This is a genomic window from Thermus caldilimi, assembly GCF_004684245.1.
In the GTDB taxonomy this organism is placed as follows: Bacteria; Deinococcota; Deinococci; order Deinococcales; family Thermaceae; genus Thermus; species Thermus caldilimi.
The window spans coordinates 1,609,578-1,631,783 of the sequence record NZ_CP038452.1; the positions used below are offsets into that span (position 1 = coordinate 1,609,578).

The window sequence follows — 22,206 nt, forward strand, 5'->3', positions numbered from 1 at the left end:
AACTATCCTAGCTCCTCCGTCACCCCCTTGGCAGCCGAAAGCCCAGAGAACAGGCATCCCCCCAAAAAGGTTCCCTCCAGAGCCTTATACCCGTGCATCCCTCCACCGCCAAATCCCGCCACCTCCCCTGCGGCAAAAAGGCCCGGCACGGGTTCCCCTTGGAGGGAGAGAGCCCGCCCCTTGAGGTCGGTTTGAATACCCCCTAGGGTCTTGCGGGTCAGGGTCCAAAGGCGTACCGCCACCAAGGGACCACCCCTGCCGCCTAAGAAGGGGTGGGGTTTGGCCACGCGGAAGAGCTGATCTCCCAGATAGCGCCGGAATCCCTGGACGGCCAAAAGCTGTGCGTCCTTGCAGAAAGGGTTGGAAAGCTCCCGGTCCCTGGCCTTCACCTCCCTCTCCAGCCGCACCGGGTCCAGGACCCCAGGGGCCAGGGCGTCCATCTGGCGCATGAGCTCGGAAAGGTCCTCCGCCACCAAGAAGTCCTTCCCCCTTTGTAAAAAGGTCCGCACCGGCGCTGCAGGGCCAAAGAGGCGGTTTCGGAGCACCAGAGGCCAGCTCCTCCCAGTTAGGTCCGGATTTTGCTCCGATCCCGAGAGGGCAAACTCCTTGGCCAGGGTCTTGCGATCCAGGAGGAACCAGCTCCAGTCAAACCCCGTACCCCGCAGGTGACGGAGGGCCTCGAGGGCGTCAAACCCCGGGAAAAGCGGTGGGGGTAAGCGTTTCCCAGCAGCGTCCAGCCAGAGGGGTGAGGGACCGGGGAGGATGCGGATCCCGTGGTGGCTCCAGATGGGGGTATGGTTCTCCACCCCCTCGGGGTAGTGCCACATGCGGTCCAGGTTGACGAGAGCAGCCCCCGCCCGCTCAGCAAGGAGGAGGCCGGAGCCATCCACGTGGTCCGGTACCCCAGAGAGCATCCTTCCCGGGGGCTTGCCCATGCGCTCGGGCCAAAACCGCCGCACCAACTCCAGGTTGCCCCCAATACCTCCCGTGGTCAGAACCACCGCCTGGGCTAGGAGGCGAAACTCCCCCTTGGGCTTACGACTCGAGGGCGCCCCCGGGGAACGGTGTCCGGCTCCAGAACGATCCCCATGACCCCCACCACCCGGCCCTTCTCCAGCAGGACCTCCTCCACACGATGGCGGAGAAAAACTTTAAGCAAACCCCTGTCCTGCAACTCCTGAACCCGCCGCAGGAAGGGCTCCAGGAGCCCCGGCCCCGTCCCCCATACGATGTGGAAGCGGGGAACGGAGTTGCCATGGCCAAGGGCAAGGCCCCCTCCGCGCTCCGCCCAGCCCACCACGGGGAAGAAACGGACTCCTAAGGAGGTAAGCCAGGCCCGCTTCTCGCCGGCGGCAAACTCCAGATAGGCCTCGGCGAAACGCCTACCCCATGAGTCCGTCTCCCTGTCAAACCCCGCCGCCCCGAACCAGTCCTCCCGAGCGAGCTCCAGGGAGTCCCGGATACCCAGGCGCTGTTGTTCCGGGGAATCCACCAGGAAAAGCCCCCCGAAGGACCAGTAGGCTTGACCTCCCAGGTAAGGCTCCTGCTCTAGGAGAAAAACCCGCCTACCGGTCCCCGCAATCTCCGTGGCCGCCACCAGTCCGGCCAGTCCACCCCCTACCACGACGGCGTCGGCTTCCATGGTCTGCTTCCCTTTATACCAAGTTCAGGATTCTTTCGGAAAGAGGGCCATGACCCTTTCCCAGAAATCCTGCCCTCCCCCAGGGGGAAAGCCCGGGGAAACTCCCAAAAGGCCGGTTCACACGGGGCAAAACCCTCTAGCCAGCCGGATCCCGCCCAAGGCTCAGAGATCGTACCAAGGAGGCCTTCCCCGGTAAAGCTCCAGCTCCTGAAAAAGCTCCTCCTTACCCGCCTCCTCGAGGCGGATCACCTGGGGCGGGCAGCTCTCCACACAGGCCCCGCACCCCGTGCAGGCCTCCACCTTGAGCCTAAGCACATACTCCTCCCCCTCCCGCACCCGGTAGACCGCCTCCGTGGGGCAGACGTTGGTGCACACTGGGCAGAGGGTGCATCCCTCCTCCACCTGGATCCTGGGCCAGCGCACCTGGGCGGCCCGCCTGGCCGCCAAGAAGCGGAGGCGAAGCTCCGCTGGCGGGCCCTTTACCTCAGGTTCCGGGGCAGGAAGGGGAAGCTCGGGCACCAGGTCGGCGGCGGTGCGCCGGGCGCTGCCCATGAGGGCCTGAAAGAGCTCCCGCCGCCCCACCTTCTCCCCGGGAAGCTCCCCTTGGATCACCTCCACCTCCACGGGGTGGTAGCGCTGGGCTTCCTCCACCATCCTCTCCAGGTGCTCGGGCACCGCAGGCCCCCCGATCCTGCAGGAGGCGCAATCCCCCCGGGCCAGGATCACCTTCCCGAAGCGGCTTCCCGCCTCCGCCAGAAGCCCCGGGGTCAGGCGGCCCAGGCACAAAACCTCCTCTCCCTTGCCCTCCGCCTTGGAGCAGCGGATCTGTCCCTTGCCCCGGATCAAGGCCTCCTGGATGCCCCCCAAGGGGTACTCCAGGGCGATGCCGGGGCAGACCCCGGTGCAGAGGCCGCACCCCGTGCAGGAAACCTCGTCCAGCTCCACCCGGAAACTCTCCAGGCGCACCGCCCCCTTGGGGCAAACCTGGTAACAGCGGTCGCACCCCCCCACGCTGTTCTTGTAGAGGAGGCAACGGGCCTCCGTGTAGCGGGGCCTGGGGTCCGTGGCCTTGAGAAAGGCGTTCAAAAGGTTATCCAGAAAGCCCATTCACGCCCCTAGGAGGTCCTCTATGGCCCGCAGGAAGGCCTCAAACTGCCGGAAGTCCATCTGCTGCTGGTTGTCGGAGAGGGCCACCTTGGGGTTGGGGTGGACCTCCACGTGCACCCCGTCCGCCCCCACCGCCAGGGCCGCCCGGGCCAGGGGGGCCAGGAGGTCGGTGCGCCCGGCGGCATGGGTCACGTCCACCACCACGGGCAGGTGGGTTTCCTGCTTGGCCAGGGCCACGGCGGAGAGGTCCAGGGTGTTTCGCGTCCAGCGCTCGAAGGTGCGGATGCCCCTTTCCGCCAGGATGACCTGCTCGTTGCCCTGGGAGAGGATGTACTCCGCGGCGTAGAACCACTCCTCCATGGTGGCGGAAAGCCCCCGCTTGAGGAGGACGGGTTTGCCCGAACGCCCCACCTCCTTGAGGAGGGCGAAGTTCTGCATGTTCCGGGCCCCAATTTGGAGGATGTCCGCATACTCCGCCACCACCTCCACGTCCCGGGTGTCCATGACCTCGGTGACGAAGACCATGCCGAAAGCCTCCGCCGCCCTGCGGCCGAGCTTCAGCCCCTCCACCCCCAGGCCCTGGAAGCCATAGGGGCTGGTCCTGGGCTTGAAGGCCCCGCCCCTTAGAACCTTAACTCCCTTGGTGGAAAGGAAGCGGGCGGTTTCCATCATCTGCTCCTCGGACTCGATGGAGCAAGGGCCGGCGATGAGGAGGGGCTTCTCCCCGAAGACCACGCCCTTCACCCGCACGCGAGTGGGCTCGGGCTTGTGCCTGCGGGAGTAAAGGAACTTCTTCTGGTCCTGCTGCTCCTCGAGGTCCAGGCTGGCCTGGAAGATCTCCTTAAAAAGCTTGCGGATGGTTTCCGCGGGAAAGGGACCAGGGTTTTCGGCGGTGAGGTAGGCCAGCATCTCCTCCTCTCGCTTGGGGTCGTAGTGGGGCAGGCCAAGCTCGGTCTGGATACGGCCGATTTCCTGCACCAGCCTTCCCCGCTCGGAGAGGAGGCGAAGGATTTCCCGGTTAACCCGGTCCACCTCTTTGCGCAGGGCCAGGATGCGCTCGTCCATGGGCTATTCTATGGGCCAAACCCCACGCGATTGTCAAGCAGCTTCTTCCTTAGGCCTAGCCCGCTCCGCCACCCTGGCCACCAGCACGGAGATCCAGTAAAGGACCAGGAGGGGAATGGTGACGATGGAGAGGGACACCACATCCACCGTGGGGGTGATGACCGCCGCCAGGGTGAGGAGGAGGACCACGGCGATCCGCCAGTTGCGGGCCAGAAAGGCGGAGGAAAGGATTCCCAGGCGGGCCAGCAAGTAGCTCACCACCGGCATCTCAAAGATCAGGCCCATGACCCCCATCATCATGAGGACCTGGCCCATGTAGCGGCCGATGGAGATCTGCGGGGTGATGACCTCACCCAAAAAGCCCAGGAGGAAGGGTATGGCGAAGGGCAAGAAGCCGTAGTAGGCGAAGAGGGCCCCCAAGGCGAAGCTAAACCCAGCCCCCAGCAAGAAGGGCACCGCCAGCCGCTTCTCGTGCTCGTAAAGCCCCGGGGCGATGAAGGCCCAGACCTGGTAGACGATGAAGGGCAGGGCCAAGACCAGCCCCCCGAAGGCCGCCACCTTAAGGGAAACCAAGAAGGGCTCGGTGATGTCCAAGACGATGAGGTTCACCTGGATGTGGTTCTGCTGGGCCGCCAGGTCCAAGGGCCGCTTCAGCCACTCCAGAAGCTGGACCCTAAAACTCCAGGCCACCCCCGTACCCACCACCCAGGCCACCAGGGACCAGAGGATACGGGCCCTGAGCTCCTCCAGGTGTTCAACCAGTGGGGCTTCCTTCAAGCCTTGCGCTCCTCTTGGGGTTCGGAAACCTCAGGGGCCTTGGAGGAAGCCTCGGAAACCGGCTTCTCCCTAGCCAGCCTAGCCCCTTCCGGGCCCTTTTCCTCCCGCACGTCCACGCTCTTCTCCAGCTCCTCCCGGATCTCCTGGGCCCCCCGCTTGAACTCCCGGATGCTCTGGCCGAGGGAACGGCCGAGCTCAGGAAGCTTCTTGGGCCCGAAGAGAAGAAGGGCCACCACCAAGATCACCAGGATTTCCGGCATGCCCAGGTTCATACCCCCAGTTTAGCACCCGGGCTGAAAGGAAGGTGAAACCCTAGTCCCCCTCCCGCTTGCGCCGGGCGTAGCCCTCGAGGTTCCGTTGCCTCTCCCGCGCTATGGCTAGGGCATCCTCGGGCACATCGTGGGTGATCACGCTCCCCGCCCCCACCATGGCCCCATCCCCCACCTTGACCGGGGCCACCAAGACGGCGTTGGAGCCGATGAAGGCCCCCTTGCCGATGAAGGTTCTGTGCTTGCGCTTACCATCGTAGTTGGCGGTGATGACCCCGGCCCCGATGTTGGTGCCCTCCCCCACCTCGGCATCCCCCAAATAGGCCAGGTGCCCCGCCTTGACCCCAGGCTGGAGGAGGCTATTCTTCACCTCCACGAAGTTGCCCACGTGGGCTCCTTCCCTGAGAACGGCCCCGGGGCGTAGGCGGGCGAAGGGCCCGGCGTCGGCTCCCCTGCCGATCACCGCCCCCTGGGCCACGGTGTGGGCCAGGACCCGGGCCCCCGGTTCCAGGAGGGTGTCCTCGAGGACCGCATAGGGTCCCACCTCCGCCCCCTCGCCGATGCGGGTCTTGCCCTTAAGCACCACCCCCGGCCAGAGGGTCACGTCCGGGGCCAGCTCCACGCTGGCCTCCAGGTAGATGCTCTCGGGAAGGATCATCCGCACCCCCCTCAGCATCCACTCCCGGCGGAGGGCGGCAAGGAGTACCCCCTCCACCCGGGCGAGTTCCTCCCGGGTGTTCACCCCCAAGGCTTCCTCCACCACGCCCTTCACCGCCACCACCCTCCGCCCCCTGGCCCGGTAGATGGCGATGAGGTCGGGGAGGTAGTACTCGCGGGCGGCGTTTTCGTTTCGCACCTCCTTGAGGGCCTGGAAGAGGAAGCCGTCAAAGGCATAGGCCCCAGCGTTCACCTCCCGGATGGCCCTGACCTCAGGGGAGGCATCCTTCTCCTCCACGCTGCCCAAGACCTCCTCCCCCTGGCGCAGGATGCGGCCGTAGCCGGTGGGGTCGGGAAGCTCCACGGTGAGGAGGGCCATCCCCACTCCCTCCTCCACCCTTTCCAGAAGATCCTTTAGGGTTTCCGGGCGAAGAAGGGGCGTATCCCCCTGGGTGACCAGGGTGGGGCCAGGAAAGTCCTTTAACAAGGCCTCCGCCTGCAAAAGGGCATGGGCGGTGCCAAGCTGCTCCTCCTGCACCGCCACCTCCACCGGATAGACCTTTAGGACCTCCATCACTTGCTCGGCTCCATGCCCCACCACCACCACCAGCCTTTGGGGTTCCAGGGCCAGGGCGGTTTCCACCGCATAGGCCAGCATGGGCTTGCCGAGGAGGGGATGGAGTACCTTGGGCAGGCGGGACCTCATGCGGGTCCCCTGCCCGGCGGCTAGGATCACATGGGCGTGCATGGGGCCATTTTAGAGCCTGGGCTAGGTGTGGTCCTGGACCACCTCGAGGCCCACCCTCTCCAGCTCCCGCACCAGGGCCCGCACCGCCCCCTTCACCCCCTCGGTGATGAGAGGGCTACCAAAGCGGCTAACCCCCGCATAGAGCCCGTGGGCACTCCTCCTCACCTCCAGAAGCAAATCCTGGGTGAGGTCCTCCTCCTCCACGTGGGTGAGCACGTAAAGCCCTTCCTCCCCCCGGGCCAACTCCAAAAAGACCGCCACCCCTCCGGGGATGGCCACGGGAGCCTGGGCAAGGGTAAGCTCCTTGGGCAGTTCCCCCCTTAACAGCGCATGGGCCACCTCATACCTCCTTGTGGGCGGCCAAGGCGTGGGATCCTCGGCCACCTTGGTGAACACCGCATGGAAAAAGGCCCGGCCCGCCTCCTTCCACTTGAGGGCATACTTGGTGCGCAGGTGGGCCTCCGGGGGCTCCTTAACCTCCACCCGGTAAAGCCCACTCCGCTCCGCCTCCTCCAGGGCGAAGCGGAAGTACTCCTCGTGGTCGGTGGTGAGGAGGAGGTCCCCGCCCTCCACGAGCCTAGTGGAGAGCCTGCGGAAAAATCCCTCCTGCAAAAGCCGCTTCCGCTGGTGCCGCTTCTTAGGCCAGGGATCGGGGAAGTTGACGATAACCCGCCTCAGGCTCCCCGGGGGCACCAGGTTCCTCAGGGCGAAGGGGCCTTGCCCGTGGTAAAAGCGCACGTTCCCTATCCCCTCCCGGCGCAGGCGCCGGTAGGCCCTAAGGACGCTGGCCGCCGAGACCTCAGCGCCCAGGATGAGCCATTCCGGATGGGCCTTGGCAAGCTCCGCGGTGAAGCGCCCGTCGCCAAAGCCCACCTCGAGGACCAAAAGCCCCTCCCGGCCAAAGAGGTCTGCCGACCGGGGAGGCCAAAGGGGAAGAAGAGCGGGCCGCACCAGCACAAGGGGGGATTATACGGCCTTTTCAAATCGTTTTCACAGGAGGGCTCTAGGGTGAGGGCAGGAAGTCGGGTTATGGCCCTGTTGGGAAGCCTCAATGCGCTGCCCCTCGAGGAGCTCCTCCAGCTTCTCGCCCACAAGGAGGGAGCCCTGGAAATTTGGAACCTTAAGGATATTCCCGCCACCACCCTTTACTTGAAGCCCGGATATATCCGGTCCATCGACCAGTGCGGCAAGCCCCTGGAGGCCCTGGCCGCCAGGCAAATGGAAAGCGGCCGCCTAGGGCTTTTGGGCCAGCCCCTCAACGGGGTGGGGCTATGAAACCCCATACGCCCTCTGGACCGCAAGGGAGCTTGGGGCGAGGCCCGAGGAGCTCGAGGGCCTTCACGAGGTCCGGAAGGGCCGGCTTCACCGGGAGGTGTGCGGGCGCTCCGGAGCGGCCTCCTGCGCAACCGGGTTCTGCGCTCGGGCTAGAGGCCGTACTCCTGCCAGCGGCTTTCCACCAGGGCCTTGACCCGCTCGTCCATGCGGATGCGCTCGGGCCACACCCGCTGGAAGTCCTCCTCGGGGAGCTTGCGGGTGCCGTCCAGGACCAAAACCGGCCCCTCCACCCCTTCCATCACCCGGGCGTCCCGCTCGGGGTCGATGTTGTTGAGCACCCCCCAAAGGAGCTCCTCGGGGGTGAGGGCGGTGTTGTGGTCGGCGAGGAGCAGGAGCCGGATGCCCGCGCTCTTGGGAGTCCTTAGGAGCCTTTCCGCCAGGGCCAAGGCCTGCCCAGGCCGCTCCTTGCGCAAGGTAACCCCCCAGACGCCCGGCCACTGCCTTTGGGCCAGGGCCTCCGGATCCTGGGGGAGCTCGGGGTGCGCCCGAGGGGTGAAGGGCACCTCCCCTCCCTCCTCGGGGAGCTTGCGGGTCCCGTCCACAAGAAGCTTCCCACCAAAGGCAAAGCTCCTCGAGCTATGGTCCAGCACATCCATAGGCCCCCGAAGAAGAAGGGTATCCCGCCCGGGCAGGGCATGCTTGAGGGCTTCCAAAAGAGTTGGAAAACCCGGCCTCACCGGGACATCCCCATCCACGGCCACGATCACCTTGGCGAACATCATCTGCCCCAGCCCCAGCATCCCATAGGCCACCTTGTAGGCCTGGCCCGGATAGGCCTTGTGCAAGGCCACGTTCACCCAGTTGTGGGCCACCCCTTCCGGGGGCATGTGGTAGTCCACCACCTCGGGGAGAATAAGGCGCAAAGGCGGCAGGAAAAGGCGCTCGGAAGCCTCGATGAGGTAGGCGTCCTCCATGGGAGGTACCCCCACGATGGTGGCGGGGTAGATGGCCCTTTTCCGGTGGGTGAGGGCGGTCACGTGGAAACGGGGATAGAGGTCCACCGGGGTATAGAAGCCCGTGTGGTCCCCAAAGGGACCCTCCTCCACCAAAGGTTCCTCCGGGTCAATGTAACCCTCCAGCACGAACTCCGCCTCGGCGGGGACAGGGAGGTCCACGGTGACGCCCCGGGTGAGCTCCAGGGGCGCGCCCCGCAGGAATCCCGCCAGGTGGAACTCGCTTACCCCGGGCAAGGGAGGTAAGGGGGCGGTGGCGGCGTAGGTGAGGATGGGATCCCCCCCCAGGGCCACGGCCACCTCCAGCTTTTTCCCCAGCCTCCTGGCTTTTTCCAGGTGCTGGCGGCCCACCTTGTGGAGCTGCCAGTGCATGGCCGTGCTCTTTTTATCCAGAACCTGCATGCGGTACATGCCCACGTTGAGCTCCCCGGTTTCCGGATCCTTGGTGATCACCAGGGGTAGGGTGAGGAAGGGCCCTCCGTCCAAGGGCCAGCACTTCAGGACGGGAAGGCGGGAGAGATCCACTGCCTCTCCCTTCAGGATCACCTCCTGCACCGGGGCCCTCCCCACCCATCGGGGGAAGAACCCTCTAAGAAGGGGAAGCTTGGGAAGAAGGCCCATGAGGGCGGAGATCCCCCCCCTTCCCGGCTTCAACTCCAGCAAGCGGGCCACCTTCTCAGAAAGCTCGTCCAGGTCCCGAACCCCCAGGGCAAAGGCGGTGCGCTCCCGGGTGCCGAAGAGGCCGATGGCCACGGGGAAGTCCTTACCCACCACCTGTTCAAAAAGGAGCGCGGGACCCCCTGTCTTCACCATGCGGTCGGCGATCTCCGTGATCTCCAGCTCGCTGGAAACGGGTATCCTGATCCGCTTGAGCTCCCCCCGCCTCTCCAGGGCTTGGAGGTAGGCCTCGAGGTTCCTAAACACCCCCAAGCTTACCCAAAGGGGAAAAGCCGTGAGGATTGCCGCCTACACTTCCAACACCAGGTGCTCTATCCGGTGGGCCCTCGGGGTCCCATGGACCAGGATAGCCTCGAGCCTCACCGGGAGGTCGTCCCGGCGCAAAAGGTAGCGGGCGCTCTGAAGCAGACGTTCCACCTTTTGGGGGGTGAGGGCCTCGAGGGGCGTGCCGTAAGTCCCCGAGCTCCTTTGCTTGACCTCCACCAGCACATAAATTCCGTCCTTTTCCAGAAACAGGTCCACCTCGCCAAAGGGGGTGCGGCGGTTGCGGCCAAGAAGCCGGTAGCCTTGCCCAAGGAGGTAGGCAAGCGCCAGGTCCTCGGCCCAACCCCCTTTCACACCCTCCTCCCCCAACCAGGGAAACCTCAGGGAGCCCACTCCTGGAAGAGCTCCCCATCCAGGTAAAGGCGGAAGCGGGCCTCCCCCACCACCTCATAGGTACCCGAAACCCTCAAGCCCTCCCGTCCTTCCCCCTCGTAAACCAGGTGCTCCCCCCGGTCGTCCAAAAGCACCAAGCGCACCTGGCGTCCCTCCGCCTCCCGGGGAAGGTCCAGGGCCAGGGTCACGGTGCGGGCCTCGGGCTGGGGGGGAAGGGAAGGGCCCAAAGCCCCCACCAGCACCTCTCCCCTTGCCGCCACCCTTAGGCGCACCCCGCTTCCCGGCGGCATGGGGGTGCCAGGGGCGGGCTCCTGGGCCAACACCGTCCCAGGCGGAGCTCCGGAGGGCACCTCCTCCACCTGGACCTGCAGACCCATGGCGTTCAGGAGGAAAAGCGCTTCCTTTTGGCTTAAACCCGTGAGCTGGGGAAGGGGCACCGCGGGACCCAGGGAAGCTCCCCGGGAGACCAGAAGCCACACCGTGGCCCCAGGGGGCAAAGGAGTACCAGGGGGTGGATCGCTGGCCAGGACCGTGCCCAGAGGCTCTGGGCTTTCCACCTGGGCCACCCCGGCCAAGCGGTAGCCCAGCTCGGTGAGCCTGGCCTCCGCCTCCTCCGGGCGCAGCCCCTTCAGCTCGGGCAGGGGATTCAGCCGGGCTTGGTTCAGGGTGAGGCGCACGGTGCGCCCCGCCCTAAGGCGGGTTCCCGGTGGAGGCTCTTGGGCCAGCACCACCTCCTTGGGCTTGGTCGGGTCGTTCCCCTCCACCACCTCCAGCCTGAGCCCCGTATCCTTCAAAAGGAGAAAGGCCTCCCTGGCGGTTTTGCCCACCAGGTTCGGCACAGCGTACTCCGGGGGATTGAAGTAGCGGTAAACCCCTTGGGAAAAAAGCCACAGCCCCAGGAGGAAGAGGAGGAGGCCCGGGGCCACCCCAAGCAGAAAGCTTGGCCGAAAGCGGGAAGGAGCCTGGGCCAAGGCCCGCCGGGAAGAACCCAGGGGCCAGGGGGACAGATAGGCCACCCCCTCCTCGGCCATGGCCAGATGCTCCGGGCCAAAACCCAAGGGAGCCAGGGCCTCGAGGGCAGCCCGGGGCGGCACTTTCCGGGCCAGGGGACGTTCCGGAAAAAAGGCGTAGTAACGCCCGGGCTTGGCGGAAACCACCGCCTCCACAAGCCCAAGCTCCCCTAAGCGTTTGATGGCCGCCCGGTACCGGTAAAAGCGCTCCTTGTCCTCGGGGGTGCGCACCTGGAAAAAGAAAACCACCCCGCCCTCCACCCGATAAAGGGTGATCCCCTCCTTCTCCTCGAGGGTTTCCAGCACCGGGTAGCGGTCGTCCAAGATCATGCGCCGCCGATTATACCTTGCCTTCTCTCCTCCGTTCCCGACCCATATACTCTAAAAGGTATGTGGGACGTTCTCGTGGTAGGCGGCGGCCCCTCGGGTCTTTCCGCGGCCCTTTTCCTCGCCAGGGCCGGGCTTAAGGTCCTGGTGCTGGACGGAGGCCATTCCAAGATCGCCCAGGTGAGCCGGGTTCCCAACTACCCTGGCCTTCTGGACGAACCCTCGGGCGAGGAGCTCATAGAGAGGCTCAAAGAGCACGCCCGCCGCTACGGGGCAGAGATCCAAAGGGGCGTGGTCACGGGGGTGCGGGACCTGGGAGGGGTCTTTGAAGTGGAAACCGAGGAGGGCGTGGTGGAAGCGGAAAGGCTTCTCCTCTGCACCCACAAAGACCCCACTCTACCCTCCCTCCTGGGCCTTACCCGCAAGGGAGTCCACATAGAAACCGACGAGGCCGGCCGTACCAGCTATCCCAGGGTCTACGCCGCCGGGGTGGCCCGGGGCAAGGTGCCGGGACACGCCATCGTGAGCGCAGGGGACGGGGCCTACGTGGCCGTGCACCTGATCTCCGACCTGCGTGGGGAGCCCTACAAAGACCACGCCACCTGACCTGCTTGGGACTTCTGCTCCGGCGGTGGGCTTTAAACTGGCCTTCCCGCCATCATGAAGCTGGCGGTCATTCCCCCATCCACGGGGAGAATGGCCCCAGTGATGAAGCTGGCCTTTTCCGAGGCCAGGAAGAGTACCGCCTCCGCCACTTCCTCAGGCTGGCCCAGCCTCCTCAGGGCGTGGAGGTCCTCCCAGTCCCGGCGGGTTCTCTCCGGGTCCTCGGAAAGAGCGATGGCCTCCAGCACCGCCTCCGTGGCGATGGCCCCCGGGGCCACGGCGTTCACCCGGATGCCCAAGGGAGCCAGGTCCAGGGCCAAGGAACGGGTGAGGTTGACCAGCCCTCCCTTGGAAGCGTTGTAGGCGGCGTTTTCCTGCTCGGCGAAAAGCCCCTGGACGCTGGCCACGTTCACGATGGCCCCGCCCCCCACCTTGACCATTTCCCGAGCCGCTAAGGCCGAGAGGTGCATGGGGGCGGTGATGTTCACCTCCAAAACCCTTCGCCACTCGGGGAGCTTCACGGTCAGGGCCGACCCTGGGGCGCTGATGGCCGCATTATTGACCAGCACGTCCACCCGTCCCAGAGCATGGGCTGCCTCCTCCACGAAACGCACCCGGTCCCTCTCCTCGGCCAGGTCCGCCTGCACGAAGAAGCCCCCGATCTCCTCCGCCACCCCCCGCCCCTGGGGATGCAGGTCGCAAAGGGCTACCAAGGCCCCTTCCCGGGCAAAGGCCCGGGCGATGGCCCGGCCGATACCCCGGGCCGCTCCCGTCACCAAGACTCCCCTTCCCTCAAAAAGCCCCATGGCCTTAGCTTACGAGGCCCGGGTCCAAGGCGGCGGCCACCTTGTCCTTGGGCAGGCTTCCCTGGACCACCTCTTTTCCCCCGCCCCTGGCCCCAAGGGCCTTGAGCCTTTCCAAAACCTCCTGCCGGCCGGGGCCCAGGGTGGCGAAGCGGCCCTCGGGGGACAGGAGCAAAAAGGTCTTCTCGCTCCAGGAAAGAAGCCTCTTGGCCAGGTCCCCCAGGACGGAAGCCGGCACCAGGAGCACCCTCTCCTCGAGGGCCCGGGGCAGGAGGGCCTCCACCAAAGCCCCCTTAAGCTCCAGGTTCTCGCCCTTTAGGGCGTACACCTCCTCCTGAAGCCGGCGCACCGGTTTTTCCAGCTCCAGGGGGCTGGTGGAGAAGGAAAGGGCTAAGCGGGAAAGCAGGGCGTGCTTGGCATGGTAATCCTCCAAAGCCTCCCACCCCGCCATGAAGTACACCCGGCTTCCCCCCTTATACCGCTCCCACTTCAGGACCTTGATGGGGCCCGCCTGGGCACTGCTTCTCAAGTGGGTGCCCCCGCAGGCCGCCAGGTCGAAGTCCCCAATCCGCACCAGGCGCACCTGGCCCTGAACCTTGGGAGGCCGCCTTAAAGGGTAACGGGTAAGCTCCTCCTCAGAAACCCCAAAGGCCTCTATGGGGTAGTCCGCGTACACGGCAAAGTTGGCCAAGGCTTCGGCCTCTTGCAGCTTGGCCTCCTCTACTTCCTCCTCGAGGTCCACGGTGGAAACCGGGCTATCCAGGCTCACGGCAACGGTGTGGTACCCCCCGGCCCTGAGCAGGGCCTGGGAAAGGATATGCTGGGCGGTGTGGCGCTGCATGTGGCGGAAGCGCCGGTTCCAGTCAATCTCCCCCTCCACCTCCGCTCCCTCGGGGATAAGGGCGTCCACACGGTGCACCACATCCCCGAAGGCCTTGGCCTCCTCAAAGACGTGAAGCACCCGCACCTGGCCAAACTCTCCTTTCAGCACCCCCGTGTCCGCAGGTTGCCCTCCGGACTCCGGGTAAAAGAGGGTTTGAGAAAGCACGACATGGTGGCCCTTCTCATCGCTCCAGGCCCGCACGACTTGGGCTTGGAAGCGGGTGGCGTAGCTGTCCAGTTGGTAAAGCCTCATGCCCTTTAGAATAAAGAGGATGGCACCCCTGGACTGGGAGGAATGGGCAAGATGGCACGCACAAGCCCAGCATACCCTGGCCTCCGGAAAGCAGGACCTGGAGGAAGGGGACTACGACTGGGCCAGCTTTAAGGCCCACCAGGCGGGGGAATACGCCCTTAAGGGCCTGCTACGGGGACTAGGACGGCCCGCCTTTGGACACGCCCTGATCCGCCTGCTCCAGGCGCTGAAGGAAGCGGGCCATGAGGTCCCCGAAGCCTTGGAAGAAAAGGCGCGCACCTTGGACGCCCATTACATTCCCGCCCGCTATCCCGATGCCTACCCCGAGGGAAGCCCCTACGAGTACTACACGCGGGCCCGGGCTGAGGAGGCCCTAAGGGCCGCCGAGGGCGTTCTGAAATGGGCAGAGGAGGTTTGGCGTGGCCTCGGAAGCCCTTAGGCTGCGAATGGCCGCCTGGGAGGCCCTCCTGGAAGAGGCCCGAGCCTACGCCACAAGGGTGCGGGAAACCCTGGGAGAGGCCCGGGTTTACCTTTATGGCTCGGTGGCCCGGGGTAGCTTCAACCTGGAAAGCGACATCGACCTCCTGGTGGTCTCCCCCCATCTGCCGAAAGACCCCTTAGAACGCTTCCTCCTCCTCCAGGGCCTTAACCCCGGGCGGGTGGAGGCCAAGGGCCTAACCCCGGAGGAATTCGCCAAGGCCATGGCCAAAGGGGCCCTGTGGTGGCTGGAAGGGGCTTTGGAGCTATGAGGGGGGAAAGGCTCGACAAGCTCCTGGCCCGCTTGGGCCTGGGGAGCCGCAAGGAGGTGGCCCGCCTGGTGCGGGCCGGGCGGGTGCGGGTGGCGGGGGAGGCGGTGCGGGACCCCGGCTTCCACGTGCCGGAAGGGGTGCCCGTGGAGGTGGACGGGAAGCCCCTGGCGCTTCGCCGCCACCACCACATCCTCCTGCACAAGCCCGCGGGCTACGTGACGAGCCGGACCGAGGAGCCGAGCGTGTACGTCCTCCTTTCGGGCTTTCCCACCCGGGACCTTTTCCCGGTGGGCCGCCTGGACAAGGACACGGAAGGGCTCCTCCTCTTCACCACCGACGGCGAACTCCTTCACCGCCTCACCCACCCCCGGCACAAGGTGGAGAAGCGCTACCTGGTCCATCTGGAGCGTCCGGCCACGGAGGAGGACCGAAGGGCCTTCGCCGAGGGGCTTATACTGGAGGGCGAGCGGCTTCTGCCCGCGGCGCTTTCCTGGGGGGAAGATCCCACTTGGGTGGAGCTTGTCCTGCGGGAAGGGCGCTTTCACCAGGTGAAGCGCATGTTCCAGGCCCGGGGGAACCGGGTGGTTTACCTGAAGCGGTTGGCCTTGGGCCTCCTGGAGCTGGGGGACTTGCCCCTAGGGGAGGCCCGTCCCCTTACCCCGGAGGAGGAGGGGGCCCTATACCAAGGGGTGGGCCTTTTCACGGAGTGTTCACAGGGAACGTGATACATTCCTAGCATGTGGCGTGGGGCTCTTTGGGCGTGGTTTCTCGGCTTGGCCCTAGCCCAAAGCGGGGGCGGTCCTCCTGCCCTGACGGCGGTGTTGGTCCTCGAGGAGGACGTCATCGAGGAGGGGCGCCTGGTCACCTACACCGGGGTCCAGCGCTACCCCGTGGCCTCGGAGGCGGAGCTCAAGGCGCTGCTAAAAAGGCTCGCCCGCGAACCCCGGCCCCCCCGGTTCGTCCTCCAGGAGGGGCAGTGGCGGGGGGTGGAGAAGAAGGGCATCGCCTTTGACGAAGCCGAGGCCCTTGCCGCCTACCGGGAAGCCTTGGGGGCGGGGCGCAAGAGCTTCCGCCTGCCTACGCGCCACACCCCCCCAAACCCGACCCTTCGGGAGCTCCACGCCCTGGGGGTCAAGGAGCACCTGGCCACGGGGGAGACCGATTTCCGGGGCTCCAGCCGGGAGCGTACCCACAACCTGCTCCTGGCCTCCAACAAGCTGGATGGCCTTCTGATTCCCCCAGGCACCTTCTCCTTCAACCAGGCCCTGGGGCCGGTCACGGAGGAGGAAGGATACAAGGAAGCCTTGGTTATCGTGGGGGACCGCACAGAGCAGGGCGTGGGGGGTGGGGTCTGCCAGGTTTCCACCACCTTGTTCCGGGCCTTTTTCCTTGCCGGGCTACCCATAAAGGAGCGCCATGCCCACAGCTACCAGGTGGCCTACTACAAGCCCACGGGCCTGGACGCCGCCGTGATCCAGCCCTACAAGGACCTGAAGGTCCTAAACGACACCCCCGGGCACATCCTGGTCCAACGCTCGGTGGTGGGCACCACCCTCCGCTTTCACCTTTTCGGCACCAAGGACCGGGAGGTGCGCTGGGAAGGCCCCTTCATCTCCGATAGAAAACCCCCCTTGCCCCCCCGGGAGATCCCAGACCCCTCCCTCCCCCCCGGGATGCGCAAGCAGGTGGACTTCGCCGCCCAAGGGGCCCAGGTGGAGGTGAGGCGCACCGTGCGCTACCGGGATGGCCGGGTGCATGAGGACAAGGTGGTGAGCGTCTACCGGCCCTGGGGAGCGGTTTATCTCGTGGGACCTAGCCCAGCTCCAAAAGCACCGCCCGCTCCACCGGCACCAGGCGGTGGGGCTCCGTGACCCGGGCCGCCTCCCCTCTTTTCAGGTGCAGGTACTGGCCTTGGGGCAGGTCAATAACCAGTTCCCCCTCCAGAACCAGGTAAAAGGCCATACCCTGGCGTTCCTCTTCCCCCACCAGGGTATAACCCCGCACCGGCACGCCGGGCACCTCCACCCTCCCCTCCCGGGCCAGGCGCAGGAGGTGGAGCTTGAAGCTTTCCATCAGGTAACCGCCTCCTTCCTGGCGCGGCCCTTCCTCATACGTAGCTTAAAGATGGCCCGCTGGGCCAGCCTGGCCGCCTCCGGGGAAAGGGGTTCCCCGAGGACCAAGGCCTCCACCGCCCTGCGCTCTTCCGAAGGAAGTTCACTGAGGAAGGGCTTTAGCTCCTCCCAGTCCTTGGGTGGCTTGGGTGGGGAAGGTTCCTGCACCTGTCCCTTAGCCTTGGCCCCAGTGCGGCTTCCTCCTGCCCTAGCAACCTTGCGGCGGGAGGACCTTCTGCCCTTGGAAGCTGAATCCCCTGAGGGGAAAGCAGCCCGGCTGGAAGCCTTAGGAGGAGGAACCAGCTTGGGATCATGGACCGGGCAGGCGGGGTTCATGCAGGCCCCCTCCCCCTTGTTCACCAAGGGCCAACCACAGAAGGGGCAGGTCCGGTCCAAAAGGGGGTAGAAGGAAAGGAAATCGCAGGCGTTGTTCTCGCACTTGTAGTAGGGCTTTCCCCGGCGGCTTCGCTTCTTTAGGACCTGGCCTCCGCACTTGGGGCAGGTGTGCCCCGTGGACTCGCCGTCGTCCCGGGTGTAGTCGCACTCGGGGTAGCCCGAGCAAGCGATAAAGCTCCCATACCGACCTTCCTTGCGCACCAAGGGCCTTCCGCACTTGGGGCAAGCCTCCCCGATAGGCTCGGCCTCCTTTTTCCTTTCCAAAGGCTCCGTATAGGTGCAGTCCGGGTAGCCGGTGCATCCCAGAAACTGCCCGTAGCGGCTTACCTTGAGCTCCAAAGGCCTCCCGCACCGGGGGCAGGTCTTCTTGGGTACCTGGGCAAGCTCCCCCAGGAAGGGCTCATAGAACTCCCAAACCACCTTGGGCCAGGGGGCTTTCCCCTCCTCCACCTGGTCCAGGCGGTCCTCCATGCGGGCGGTGAACTCGTAGGCCACTACTTGGGGAAACCGCTCCTTAAGGTAGTGGGTCACCTGGCGACCCAAGGGCGTGGGCAGCAGGGTGCGCCCCTTGCGCACCATGTACCCCCGCTTTTCCAGGGTTTCCAGGGTAGGGGCATAGGTGGAGGGCCGCCCGATGGAAAGCTCCTCCATGGTCTTCACCAGGCTAGCGTCCGTGTACCGGGGCGGGGGCTCGGTAAAGTGCTGCTGGGCCTTGACCTCCAAAAGCTCAGCCCCTGTGCCCTCCGCCACCGGGGGCAAGGGAGGTTCCGCCTCCACCTCTTGGCCCTCGCTTACCGCCTGCGCCACCCCCCCTTCATCCCCCCGCCCCCAGGCCTTCAGGTACCCCTCAAACTTGAGCACCGAGCCCGAGGCGCGGAAGGTAAAGCGGGACTTCTCCCCCTCATCCCTAAGGAGCACCACCGTCTGGTCGTAGAGGGCATCCCGCATCTGGCTGGCGACAAAGCGCCGCCAGATGAGGTCATAAAGGCGATATTCCTCCTCGGAAAGGTACTTCCTTACACTATCGGGGGTGCGCCGCACATCGGTGGGCCGGATGGCCTCGTGGGCATCCTGCACCCCCTCCTTGCGGTTCCGGTAAACCCTGGGGCCTTCAGGCAGGTACTCAGGGCCAAAAAGTTCCCGGATCACCTCCCGAGCGGACTGTAGGGCCTCTGGGGAAACCCGCACCGAGTCGGTGCGCATGTAGGTGATGAGGCCCACCGTCCCTTCAGGAAGATCCACGCCCTCGTAGAGGCGCTGAGCAATGCGCATGGTACGGCTTGCGGTGTAGCCCAGGCGGCTACTGGCCGCCTGCTGCAGGGTGGAGGTGGTGAAAGGAGGCGGGGGGGATTTGCGGCGCTCCTTGGTTTCCACCTGGACCACGCGATAGGACCGCCCCTTGACCTCCTCGGCCAGAGCCTTCGCCTGGGCCTCGTTCGCCAGGTGGAGCTTCCCCTCCTTCTCCCCCTGGCCGGCCCATAGCCGCTTGCCCTCCACCTCATAGAGGCTTGCGGAAAGGGTTCGGTCCTGGCCCAGGGCGAAAACCCCCTCGAGGGTCCAGTACTCCTCCGGGCGGAAGGCCTCGATCTCCTCCTCCCGCTCCACCAAAAGCCGCAAGGCCACGCTCTGAACCCTTCCCGCGGAGAGGGCCCGCTTGCGGAACTCCAGGGAAAGAAGAGGAGAAAGGTTATAGCCCACCAGACGATCCAGGACCCTACGGGCCTGCTGGGCATCCACCAGGTTCTGGTCGATGGGCCTCGGGTTCTGAACCGCCTGCCGCACCACCTTGGGGGTGATCTCGTGGAACTCCACCCTTAGGGGCTCCCCGGGGTCGCGGCCCAGAAGCCTCGCCACATGCCAGCCGATGGCCTCCCCTTCCCGGTCGGGGTCGGTGGCGATGAGGAGGCGCTTGCCCTTTGCCGCCCGCTTGAGCTCCTCCACCACGGGCTTCTTGTCCCTTTTTATCTCGTAGATGGGGGCGAAGTCCCGCTCCACATCCACCCCGAGCTCCCGTTCCGGCAGGTCGGCCACGTGCCCCAGGCTGGCCCGCACCTCGTAGCCGGGACCCAGCATTTTCTGAATGCTCCTGGCCTTGGCGGGGGATTCCACCACCACCAGGGTGGCGGCTTCCCCCGCCTGAGGTCTGGCCCCGGCGGGTTTCCGGGACGCGGCTTTGGCGTTCCCTTTCGTCGGCATCGCCCCCTATTTAGGGGGGTCGAGGCCGACTTGTCAAGGGTGCGGCTCGCTGGCGTTCTTGAGATTGGCCCCCGGATAGCTCCGGGGCAGGAGCCTCCGCTCCCAGGCGGCCTCGAGGAGCTCCTCCCGGAAGTCGGGGTGGGCCACTGCAATAAGGGCCATGGCCCTCTCCCTCAGGGAACGGCCAAAGAGTTCGGCGATGCCCCACTCGGTGACCACATAGTGGACATCGGCCCGGGTGGTGACCACCCCTGCCCCCGGCCTCAGGTAGGGAACGATGCGGCTATGCCCCTTGGCGGTAGAGGGGAGGGCGATGATGGGCTTTCCCCCCTCGCTCCGGGCCGCCCCCCGGATGAAGTCCAGCTGGCCGCCGAACCCCGAGTAAATCCGGGTGCCGATGGAGTCCGCCACCACCTGGCCGGTGAGGTCCACCTCGATGGCCGAGTTGATGGCCACCATCTTGCGGTTCTGGGCCACCACGAAGGGGTCATTCACGTAGTCCGTGGGGTGGAGTTCGAAGAGGGGGTTGTCGTGGACGAAGCGGTAGAGGCGCTCGGAACCCAGGACGAAGGTGCCGATCACCTTCCCGGGATGGAGGGTCTTTTTGGCCCCGGTGATGAGGCCCTTTTCAAAGGCCTCCAGCACGCCATCGGAAATCATCTCCGTGTGCACCCCCAGGTCGCGGCGGCCTTCCAGGCTGGCCAGCACGGCATCGGGAATGGCCCCGATACCCATCTGCAGGGTGGCCCCATCCTCGATGAGGCTCGCCACGTGCTCCCCGATCCTGCGCTCCACCTCGCCGAAGCCCTCCCGCTTCAGCTCGGGCAGGGGCCAGTCCACTTCCACGATGGCGGTAAGGCGGGAAATGTGGACGAAGGTGTCCCCCAGGGTGCGGGGCATCCTGGGGTTCACCATGGCGATGACGATAGGGGCGGCCTCGAGGGCCGCCTTGGTGGCGATGACCTCCACCCCCAGGGAGCAGAAGCCGTGCTCGTCCGGGGGGGAAACCTGGACAATGGCCGCGTCCAGGGGGAGGATACGCCTTTTGAAGAGCCAGGGCACCTGGTGGAGCATGATGGGCACGTAGTCCGCCCGGCCCTGGTTCACCGCCTCCCGGTCGGTGGGCCCCACGAAGAGGGAGCGGCGGCGGAAATGGCCCTCCATCTCCGGGGAGGCAAAGGGATCCTCCCCCATCTGCAAAAGGTGGACAAGTTCCACGTTCTCCAGCTCATCCTTGCGGGCGGCCAGGGCCTTCAGAATGGGGGTAGGGGTGGCGGCGTTTCCGGAAACGAAGACCCGCATCCCGGATCGGATGAGGGTGACGGCATCCTCGGGGGAAGTCAGCTTCTTGCGGTAGCTCATTCCAACTGGCCTCCTTTCTGGCCCAGGAGGAGGTAGGCCCCCTGGCGGAGTTCGGGCACCTTTAGGGGGTCGTCTTCCACCTGCAGGAGAAAGGGGAGGAGGGTAGCGGTGAGGGCGTGGCTGCTGGTGCGGGGTACCAAGGCGGGAACGTTGGGGAGGCAGAAATGGGTGATGCCCATCTCCTGGTACACCCCCACCCGGCTGGTTTCCGCAATCCCCCCCTGGTCGATGGCGAAGTCCAGGAGCACGGCCCCCGGGCGCATGCGGGAGAGCAGGGCCCGGCTTAGGAGAAGGGGAGCCCTCTCCCCAGGCACCGCCACCGCCCCCACCAGGACGTCGGCAAAGGCGGCGTACCGCTCCAGCCGGCTTTGGGTGATGAGGGCGGTAACCGCCCCTTTGGCCTCCCTGGAAGCTTCCTCCAGGGCGGAAAGCTCCTTGTCCAGGAGGTAGACCGAGGCCCCCATTCCCCAAAAGGCCCGGGCCGCCGCCCTTCCCAAAACCCCCGCCCCCAGGATGACCACATCCGCAGGGGGAATCCCCGGCAGCCCGGAAAGCAGCACCCCAGGGCCAAAGGGAGCCTCCAGAAGCCTCCCGGCAATCTGGGGGGCCAGGCGGCCTGCGATCTCGCTCATGGCCTTGAGCACGGGACGCCTCCCCCCGGCTCCGATGAGCTCGTAGCCGATGGCGGTTAAACCCTTTTCCGCCATGGCCTCCACCAGGGAGGATTCCGCCACCGCCAGGTGCATGAAGGCCATGACCGTGGCTCCGGGCCGGAGCAGGGCGATCTCCTCGAGGGTGGGCCTTCCCACCTTCAAGACCACCTCCCCGCGGCCAAAGGCTTCCTCCCGGCTCACCAGCCGGGCCCCGGCCTCCTCGTAGGCCCCATCGGGGAAGCCCGCCCGCTCCCCCGCCCCCCGCTCCACATAGACCCGGTGGCCTCTATCCACCAGCTCCCGCACCCCCTGGGGGGTGAGGGCCACCCGGCCCTCCCGCACCTCCCCGAAGGGGGGTTGGGTCTTGACCGCACCTTGCTCCTTGGGTAGGCCAAACTCCATACCCGCCTCCTCGCCTAGAGCTTAAAGCCCCGCTTCGGGGCGGATGTCCTTTTCCTTCTCATGAAATCCCACCCTAGGCTTTTTTCGTGGATGCCTTCGCCGACTGGCTCTTCGTGGTCCTCTGGGGGGCGGGGGTGCTCCTCACCCTGGTGCCCTTCGTCCCCGCCACCCTTGTGATCCTGGCGGCCGCCCTCCTCCACGAGGCCCTGGTGGGTTTCCGGGAGCTTTCCCTGGGCCTGTGGCTGGCCCTGGGCGTCCTGGCCCTCTTGGCCATGAGCCTGGACAACCTCGCCACCCTCCTGGGGGCCAGGAGGTACGGGGCCGGACGGGCGGGGCTTTGGGGGGCGTTTTTGGGCGGGGTTTTGGGCCTCTTCCTGGGGGTGGTGGGGATTTTGGTGCTCCCCTTTGTCCTGGCCTGGCTCTTTGAGTACCTTTCGGGCCGGAAACCCGAGGAGGCCCTAAAGGCAGCCTGGGGCACCCTGGTGGGCCTCATGGGGGGCGTGGTGGCCAAGGCGATCGTCCACGTGGCCATGGGAATCCTGGTGATCCGGGCCATCTTTTAAGGCCATCC

21 protein-coding genes and 2 pseudogenes are annotated in these 22,206 nt (G+C 66.0%); 7 read left to right on the forward strand and 16 right to left on the reverse strand.

The features are described from left to right. Positions 1–2 precede the first annotated feature (2 nt). The 7 genes and pseudogenes from EBI04_RS08420 to trmB form a co-directional block, all read right to left on the reverse strand. Positions 3–1,642: pseudogene (locus EBI04_RS08420) on the reverse strand (FAD-binding dehydrogenase). 162 nt (positions 1,643–1,804) lie between these two features. After that, positions 1,805–2,749: a 4Fe-4S dicluster domain-containing protein gene (locus EBI04_RS08425; RefSeq protein ID WP_135257075.1), complete on the reverse strand. Its 945-nt coding sequence runs from the start codon at positions 2,747–2,749 to the stop codon at positions 1,805–1,807. Next, positions 2,750–3,814 carry a bifunctional 3-deoxy-7-phosphoheptulonate synthase/chorismate mutase gene (locus EBI04_RS08430; RefSeq protein WP_135257076.1) on the reverse strand — a complete coding sequence of 355 codons (1,065 nt, stop codon included), beginning with the start codon at positions 3,812–3,814 and terminating at the stop codon, positions 2,750–2,752. A gap of 33 nt (positions 3,815–3,847) precedes the next feature. Beyond that, positions 3,848–4,591 (reverse strand): twin-arginine translocase subunit TatC, encoded by a 744-nt coding sequence (gene tatC / locus EBI04_RS08435; RefSeq protein ID WP_135257077.1) that lies wholly within the window; start codon positions 4,589–4,591, stop codon positions 3,848–3,850. Beyond that, the gene (locus EBI04_RS08440; protein WP_135257078.1) at positions 4,588–4,863 is read right to left on the reverse strand and encodes a TatA/E family twin arginine-targeting protein translocase; all 276 of its coding nucleotides are present in this window, start codon (positions 4,861–4,863) and stop codon (positions 4,588–4,590) included. The genes tatC and EBI04_RS08440 overlap by 4 nt, the downstream gene beginning before the upstream one ends. Before the next feature lie 40 nt (positions 4,864–4,903). Continuing rightward, complete coding sequence (gene glmU, locus EBI04_RS08445) at positions 4,904–6,265, reverse strand: bifunctional UDP-N-acetylglucosamine diphosphorylase/glucosamine-1-phosphate N-acetyltransferase GlmU (protein ID WP_135257079.1); 1,362 nt, start codon at positions 6,263–6,265, stop codon at positions 4,904–4,906. 21 nt (positions 6,266–6,286) lie between these two features. Beyond that, entirely contained in the window at positions 6,287–7,222 is a 936-nt protein-coding gene (gene trmB / locus EBI04_RS08450; RefSeq protein ID WP_135257080.1) for a tRNA (guanosine(46)-N7)-methyltransferase TrmB, read from the reverse strand. Between the two features lie 72 nt (positions 7,223–7,294). Here trmB and EBI04_RS08455 point away from each other — a divergent pair. Further along, positions 7,295–7,480: pseudogene (locus EBI04_RS08455) on the forward strand (DUF4388 domain-containing protein); the annotation flags it as partial. A 209-nt stretch (positions 7,481–7,689) separates the two neighbouring features. On the opposite strand, the gene EBI04_RS08460 reads toward EBI04_RS08455, so the two are convergent. Genes EBI04_RS08460 through EBI04_RS08470 form a run of 3 tightly spaced genes read right to left on the reverse strand, consistent with a single transcriptional unit; the run spans position 7,690 to position 11,228 of the window. After that, entirely contained in the window at positions 7,690–9,477 is a 1,788-nt protein-coding gene (locus EBI04_RS08460) for a menaquinone biosynthesis decarboxylase (RefSeq protein ID WP_135257081.1), read from the reverse strand. A 42-nt stretch (positions 9,478–9,519) separates the two neighbouring features. After that, a complete protein-coding gene (locus tag EBI04_RS08465) occupies positions 9,520–9,849 on the reverse strand; it encodes a YraN family protein (protein ID WP_206202023.1) in 330 nt (109 codons plus the stop codon). A gap of 26 nt (positions 9,850–9,875) precedes the next feature. After that, the gene (locus EBI04_RS08470) at positions 9,876–11,228 is read right to left on the reverse strand and encodes a PASTA domain-containing protein (protein ID WP_135257083.1); all 1,353 of its coding nucleotides are present in this window, start codon (positions 11,226–11,228) and stop codon (positions 9,876–9,878) included. A gap of 60 nt (positions 11,229–11,288) precedes the next feature. On the opposite strand from EBI04_RS08470, the gene EBI04_RS08475 reads away from it, so the two are divergent. Continuing rightward, positions 11,289–11,831, forward strand: coding sequence for an NAD(P)/FAD-dependent oxidoreductase (locus EBI04_RS08475; protein WP_135257084.1), 543 nt, complete (start codon positions 11,289–11,291; stop codon positions 11,829–11,831). Between the two features lie 32 nt (positions 11,832–11,863). Here the strand turns inward: EBI04_RS08475 and EBI04_RS08480 are convergent, their stop codons facing one another. Then, positions 11,864–12,634: an SDR family NAD(P)-dependent oxidoreductase gene (locus EBI04_RS08480; protein WP_135257085.1), complete on the reverse strand. Its 771-nt coding sequence runs from the start codon at positions 12,632–12,634 to the stop codon at positions 11,864–11,866. A 4-nt stretch (positions 12,635–12,638) separates the two neighbouring features. Continuing rightward, a complete protein-coding gene (locus EBI04_RS08485; RefSeq protein WP_135257086.1) occupies positions 12,639–13,766 on the reverse strand; it encodes an alanyl-tRNA editing protein in 1,128 nt (375 codons plus the stop codon). 19 nt (positions 13,767–13,785) lie between these two features. On the opposite strand from EBI04_RS08485, the gene EBI04_RS08490 reads away from it, so the two are divergent. From EBI04_RS08490 to EBI04_RS08505, 4 genes are read left to right on the forward strand one after another with little or no spacing between them, the layout of a single operon-like run. After that, positions 13,786–14,205 carry a HEPN domain-containing protein gene (locus EBI04_RS08490; RefSeq protein WP_206202024.1) on the forward strand — a complete coding sequence of 140 codons (420 nt, stop codon included), beginning with the start codon at positions 13,786–13,788 and terminating at the stop codon, positions 14,203–14,205. Continuing rightward, complete coding sequence (locus EBI04_RS08495; protein ID WP_240695268.1) at positions 14,186–14,515, forward strand: nucleotidyltransferase domain-containing protein; 330 nt, start codon at positions 14,186–14,188, stop codon at positions 14,513–14,515. The genes EBI04_RS08490 and EBI04_RS08495 overlap by 20 nt, the downstream gene beginning before the upstream one ends. Then, positions 14,512–15,240, forward strand: coding sequence for a pseudouridine synthase (locus EBI04_RS08500; protein ID WP_135257087.1), 729 nt, complete (start codon positions 14,512–14,514; stop codon positions 15,238–15,240). Before EBI04_RS08495 ends, EBI04_RS08500 begins: the two co-directional genes overlap by 4 nt. Before the next feature lie 12 nt (positions 15,241–15,252). Continuing rightward, entirely contained in the window at positions 15,253–16,386 is a 1,134-nt protein-coding gene (locus EBI04_RS08505) for a VanW family protein (RefSeq protein WP_135257088.1), read from the forward strand. Here the strand turns inward: EBI04_RS08505 and EBI04_RS08510 are convergent. The 4 genes from EBI04_RS08510 to EBI04_RS08525 all read right to left on the reverse strand — a co-directional run bounded on the left by EBI04_RS08510 (position 16,328) and on the right by EBI04_RS08525 (position 21,635). Then, complete coding sequence (locus EBI04_RS08510; protein WP_135257089.1) at positions 16,328–16,588, reverse strand: cupin domain-containing protein; 261 nt, start codon at positions 16,586–16,588, stop codon at positions 16,328–16,330. The genes EBI04_RS08505 and EBI04_RS08510 overlap by 59 nt on opposite strands. Then, on the reverse strand, positions 16,588–19,095 hold the full coding sequence (gene topA, locus EBI04_RS08515) for a type I DNA topoisomerase (RefSeq protein ID WP_373277655.1): 2,508 nt from the start codon (positions 19,093–19,095) through the stop codon (positions 16,588–16,590). The genes EBI04_RS08510 and topA overlap by 1 nt, the downstream gene beginning before the upstream one ends. Before the next feature lie 156 nt (positions 19,096–19,251). Beyond that, a complete protein-coding gene (locus EBI04_RS08520; protein WP_135257091.1) occupies positions 19,252–20,580 on the reverse strand; it encodes an acetyl-CoA hydrolase/transferase family protein in 1,329 nt (442 codons plus the stop codon). Next, positions 20,577–21,635, reverse strand: coding sequence for an alanine dehydrogenase (locus tag EBI04_RS08525; protein WP_135257092.1), 1,059 nt, complete (start codon positions 21,633–21,635; stop codon positions 20,577–20,579). The genes EBI04_RS08520 and EBI04_RS08525 overlap by 4 nt, the downstream gene beginning before the upstream one ends. 86 nt (positions 21,636–21,721) lie before the next feature. On the opposite strand from EBI04_RS08525, the gene EBI04_RS08530 reads away from it, so the two are divergent. After that, complete coding sequence (locus tag EBI04_RS08530) at positions 21,722–22,198, forward strand: DUF456 domain-containing protein (RefSeq protein WP_135257093.1); 477 nt, start codon at positions 21,722–21,724, stop codon at positions 22,196–22,198. The last annotated feature ends 8 nt before the right edge of the window (positions 22,199–22,206 follow it).

What these genes read in the sequence shown, in the direction of transcription:
- EBI04_RS08490 (WP_206202024.1), top strand. Translation starts at nt 13,786, where the DNA reads ATGGCACCCCTGGACTGGGAGGAATGGGCAAGATGGCACGCACAAGCC.
- EBI04_RS08470 (WP_135257083.1), bottom strand. Translation starts at nt 11,228, where the DNA reads ATGATCTTGGACGACCGCTACCCGGTGCTGGAAACCCTCGAGGAGAAG.
- EBI04_RS08475 (WP_135257084.1), top strand. Translation starts at nt 11,289, where the DNA reads ATGTGGGACGTTCTCGTGGTAGGCGGCGGCCCCTCGGGTCTTTCCGCG.
- topA (WP_373277655.1), bottom strand. Translation starts at nt 19,095, where the DNA reads ATGCTGGGTCCCGGCTACGAGGTGCGGGCCAGCCTGGGGCACGTGGCC.
- EBI04_RS08510 (WP_135257089.1), bottom strand. Translation starts at nt 16,588, where the DNA reads ATGGAAAGCTTCAAGCTCCACCTCCTGCGCCTGGCCCGGGAGGGGAGG.
- EBI04_RS08425 (WP_135257075.1), bottom strand. Translation starts at nt 2,749, where the DNA reads ATGGGCTTTCTGGATAACCTTTTGAACGCCTTTCTCAAGGCCACGGAC.
- EBI04_RS08500 (WP_135257087.1), top strand. Translation starts at nt 14,512, where the DNA reads ATGAGGGGGGAAAGGCTCGACAAGCTCCTGGCCCGCTTGGGCCTGGGG.
- EBI04_RS08520 (WP_135257091.1), bottom strand. Translation starts at nt 20,580, where the DNA reads ATGAGCTACCGCAAGAAGCTGACTTCCCCCGAGGATGCCGTCACCCTC.
- EBI04_RS08485 (WP_135257086.1), bottom strand. Translation starts at nt 13,766, where the DNA reads ATGAGGCTTTACCAACTGGACAGCTACGCCACCCGCTTCCAAGCCCAA.
- EBI04_RS08505 (WP_135257088.1), top strand. Translation starts at nt 15,253, where the DNA reads ATGTGGCGTGGGGCTCTTTGGGCGTGGTTTCTCGGCTTGGCCCTAGCC.
- EBI04_RS08525 (WP_135257092.1), bottom strand. Translation starts at nt 21,635, where the DNA reads ATGGAGTTTGGCCTACCCAAGGAGCAAGGTGCGGTCAAGACCCAACCC.
- EBI04_RS08480 (WP_135257085.1), bottom strand. Translation starts at nt 12,634, where the DNA reads ATGGGGCTTTTTGAGGGAAGGGGAGTCTTGGTGACGGGAGCGGCCCGG.
- EBI04_RS08430 (WP_135257076.1), bottom strand. Translation starts at nt 3,814, where the DNA reads ATGGACGAGCGCATCCTGGCCCTGCGCAAAGAGGTGGACCGGGTTAAC.
- glmU (WP_135257079.1), bottom strand. Translation starts at nt 6,265, where the DNA reads ATGCACGCCCATGTGATCCTAGCCGCCGGGCAGGGGACCCGCATGAGG.
- EBI04_RS08440 (WP_135257078.1), bottom strand. Translation starts at nt 4,863, where the DNA reads ATGAACCTGGGCATGCCGGAAATCCTGGTGATCTTGGTGGTGGCCCTT.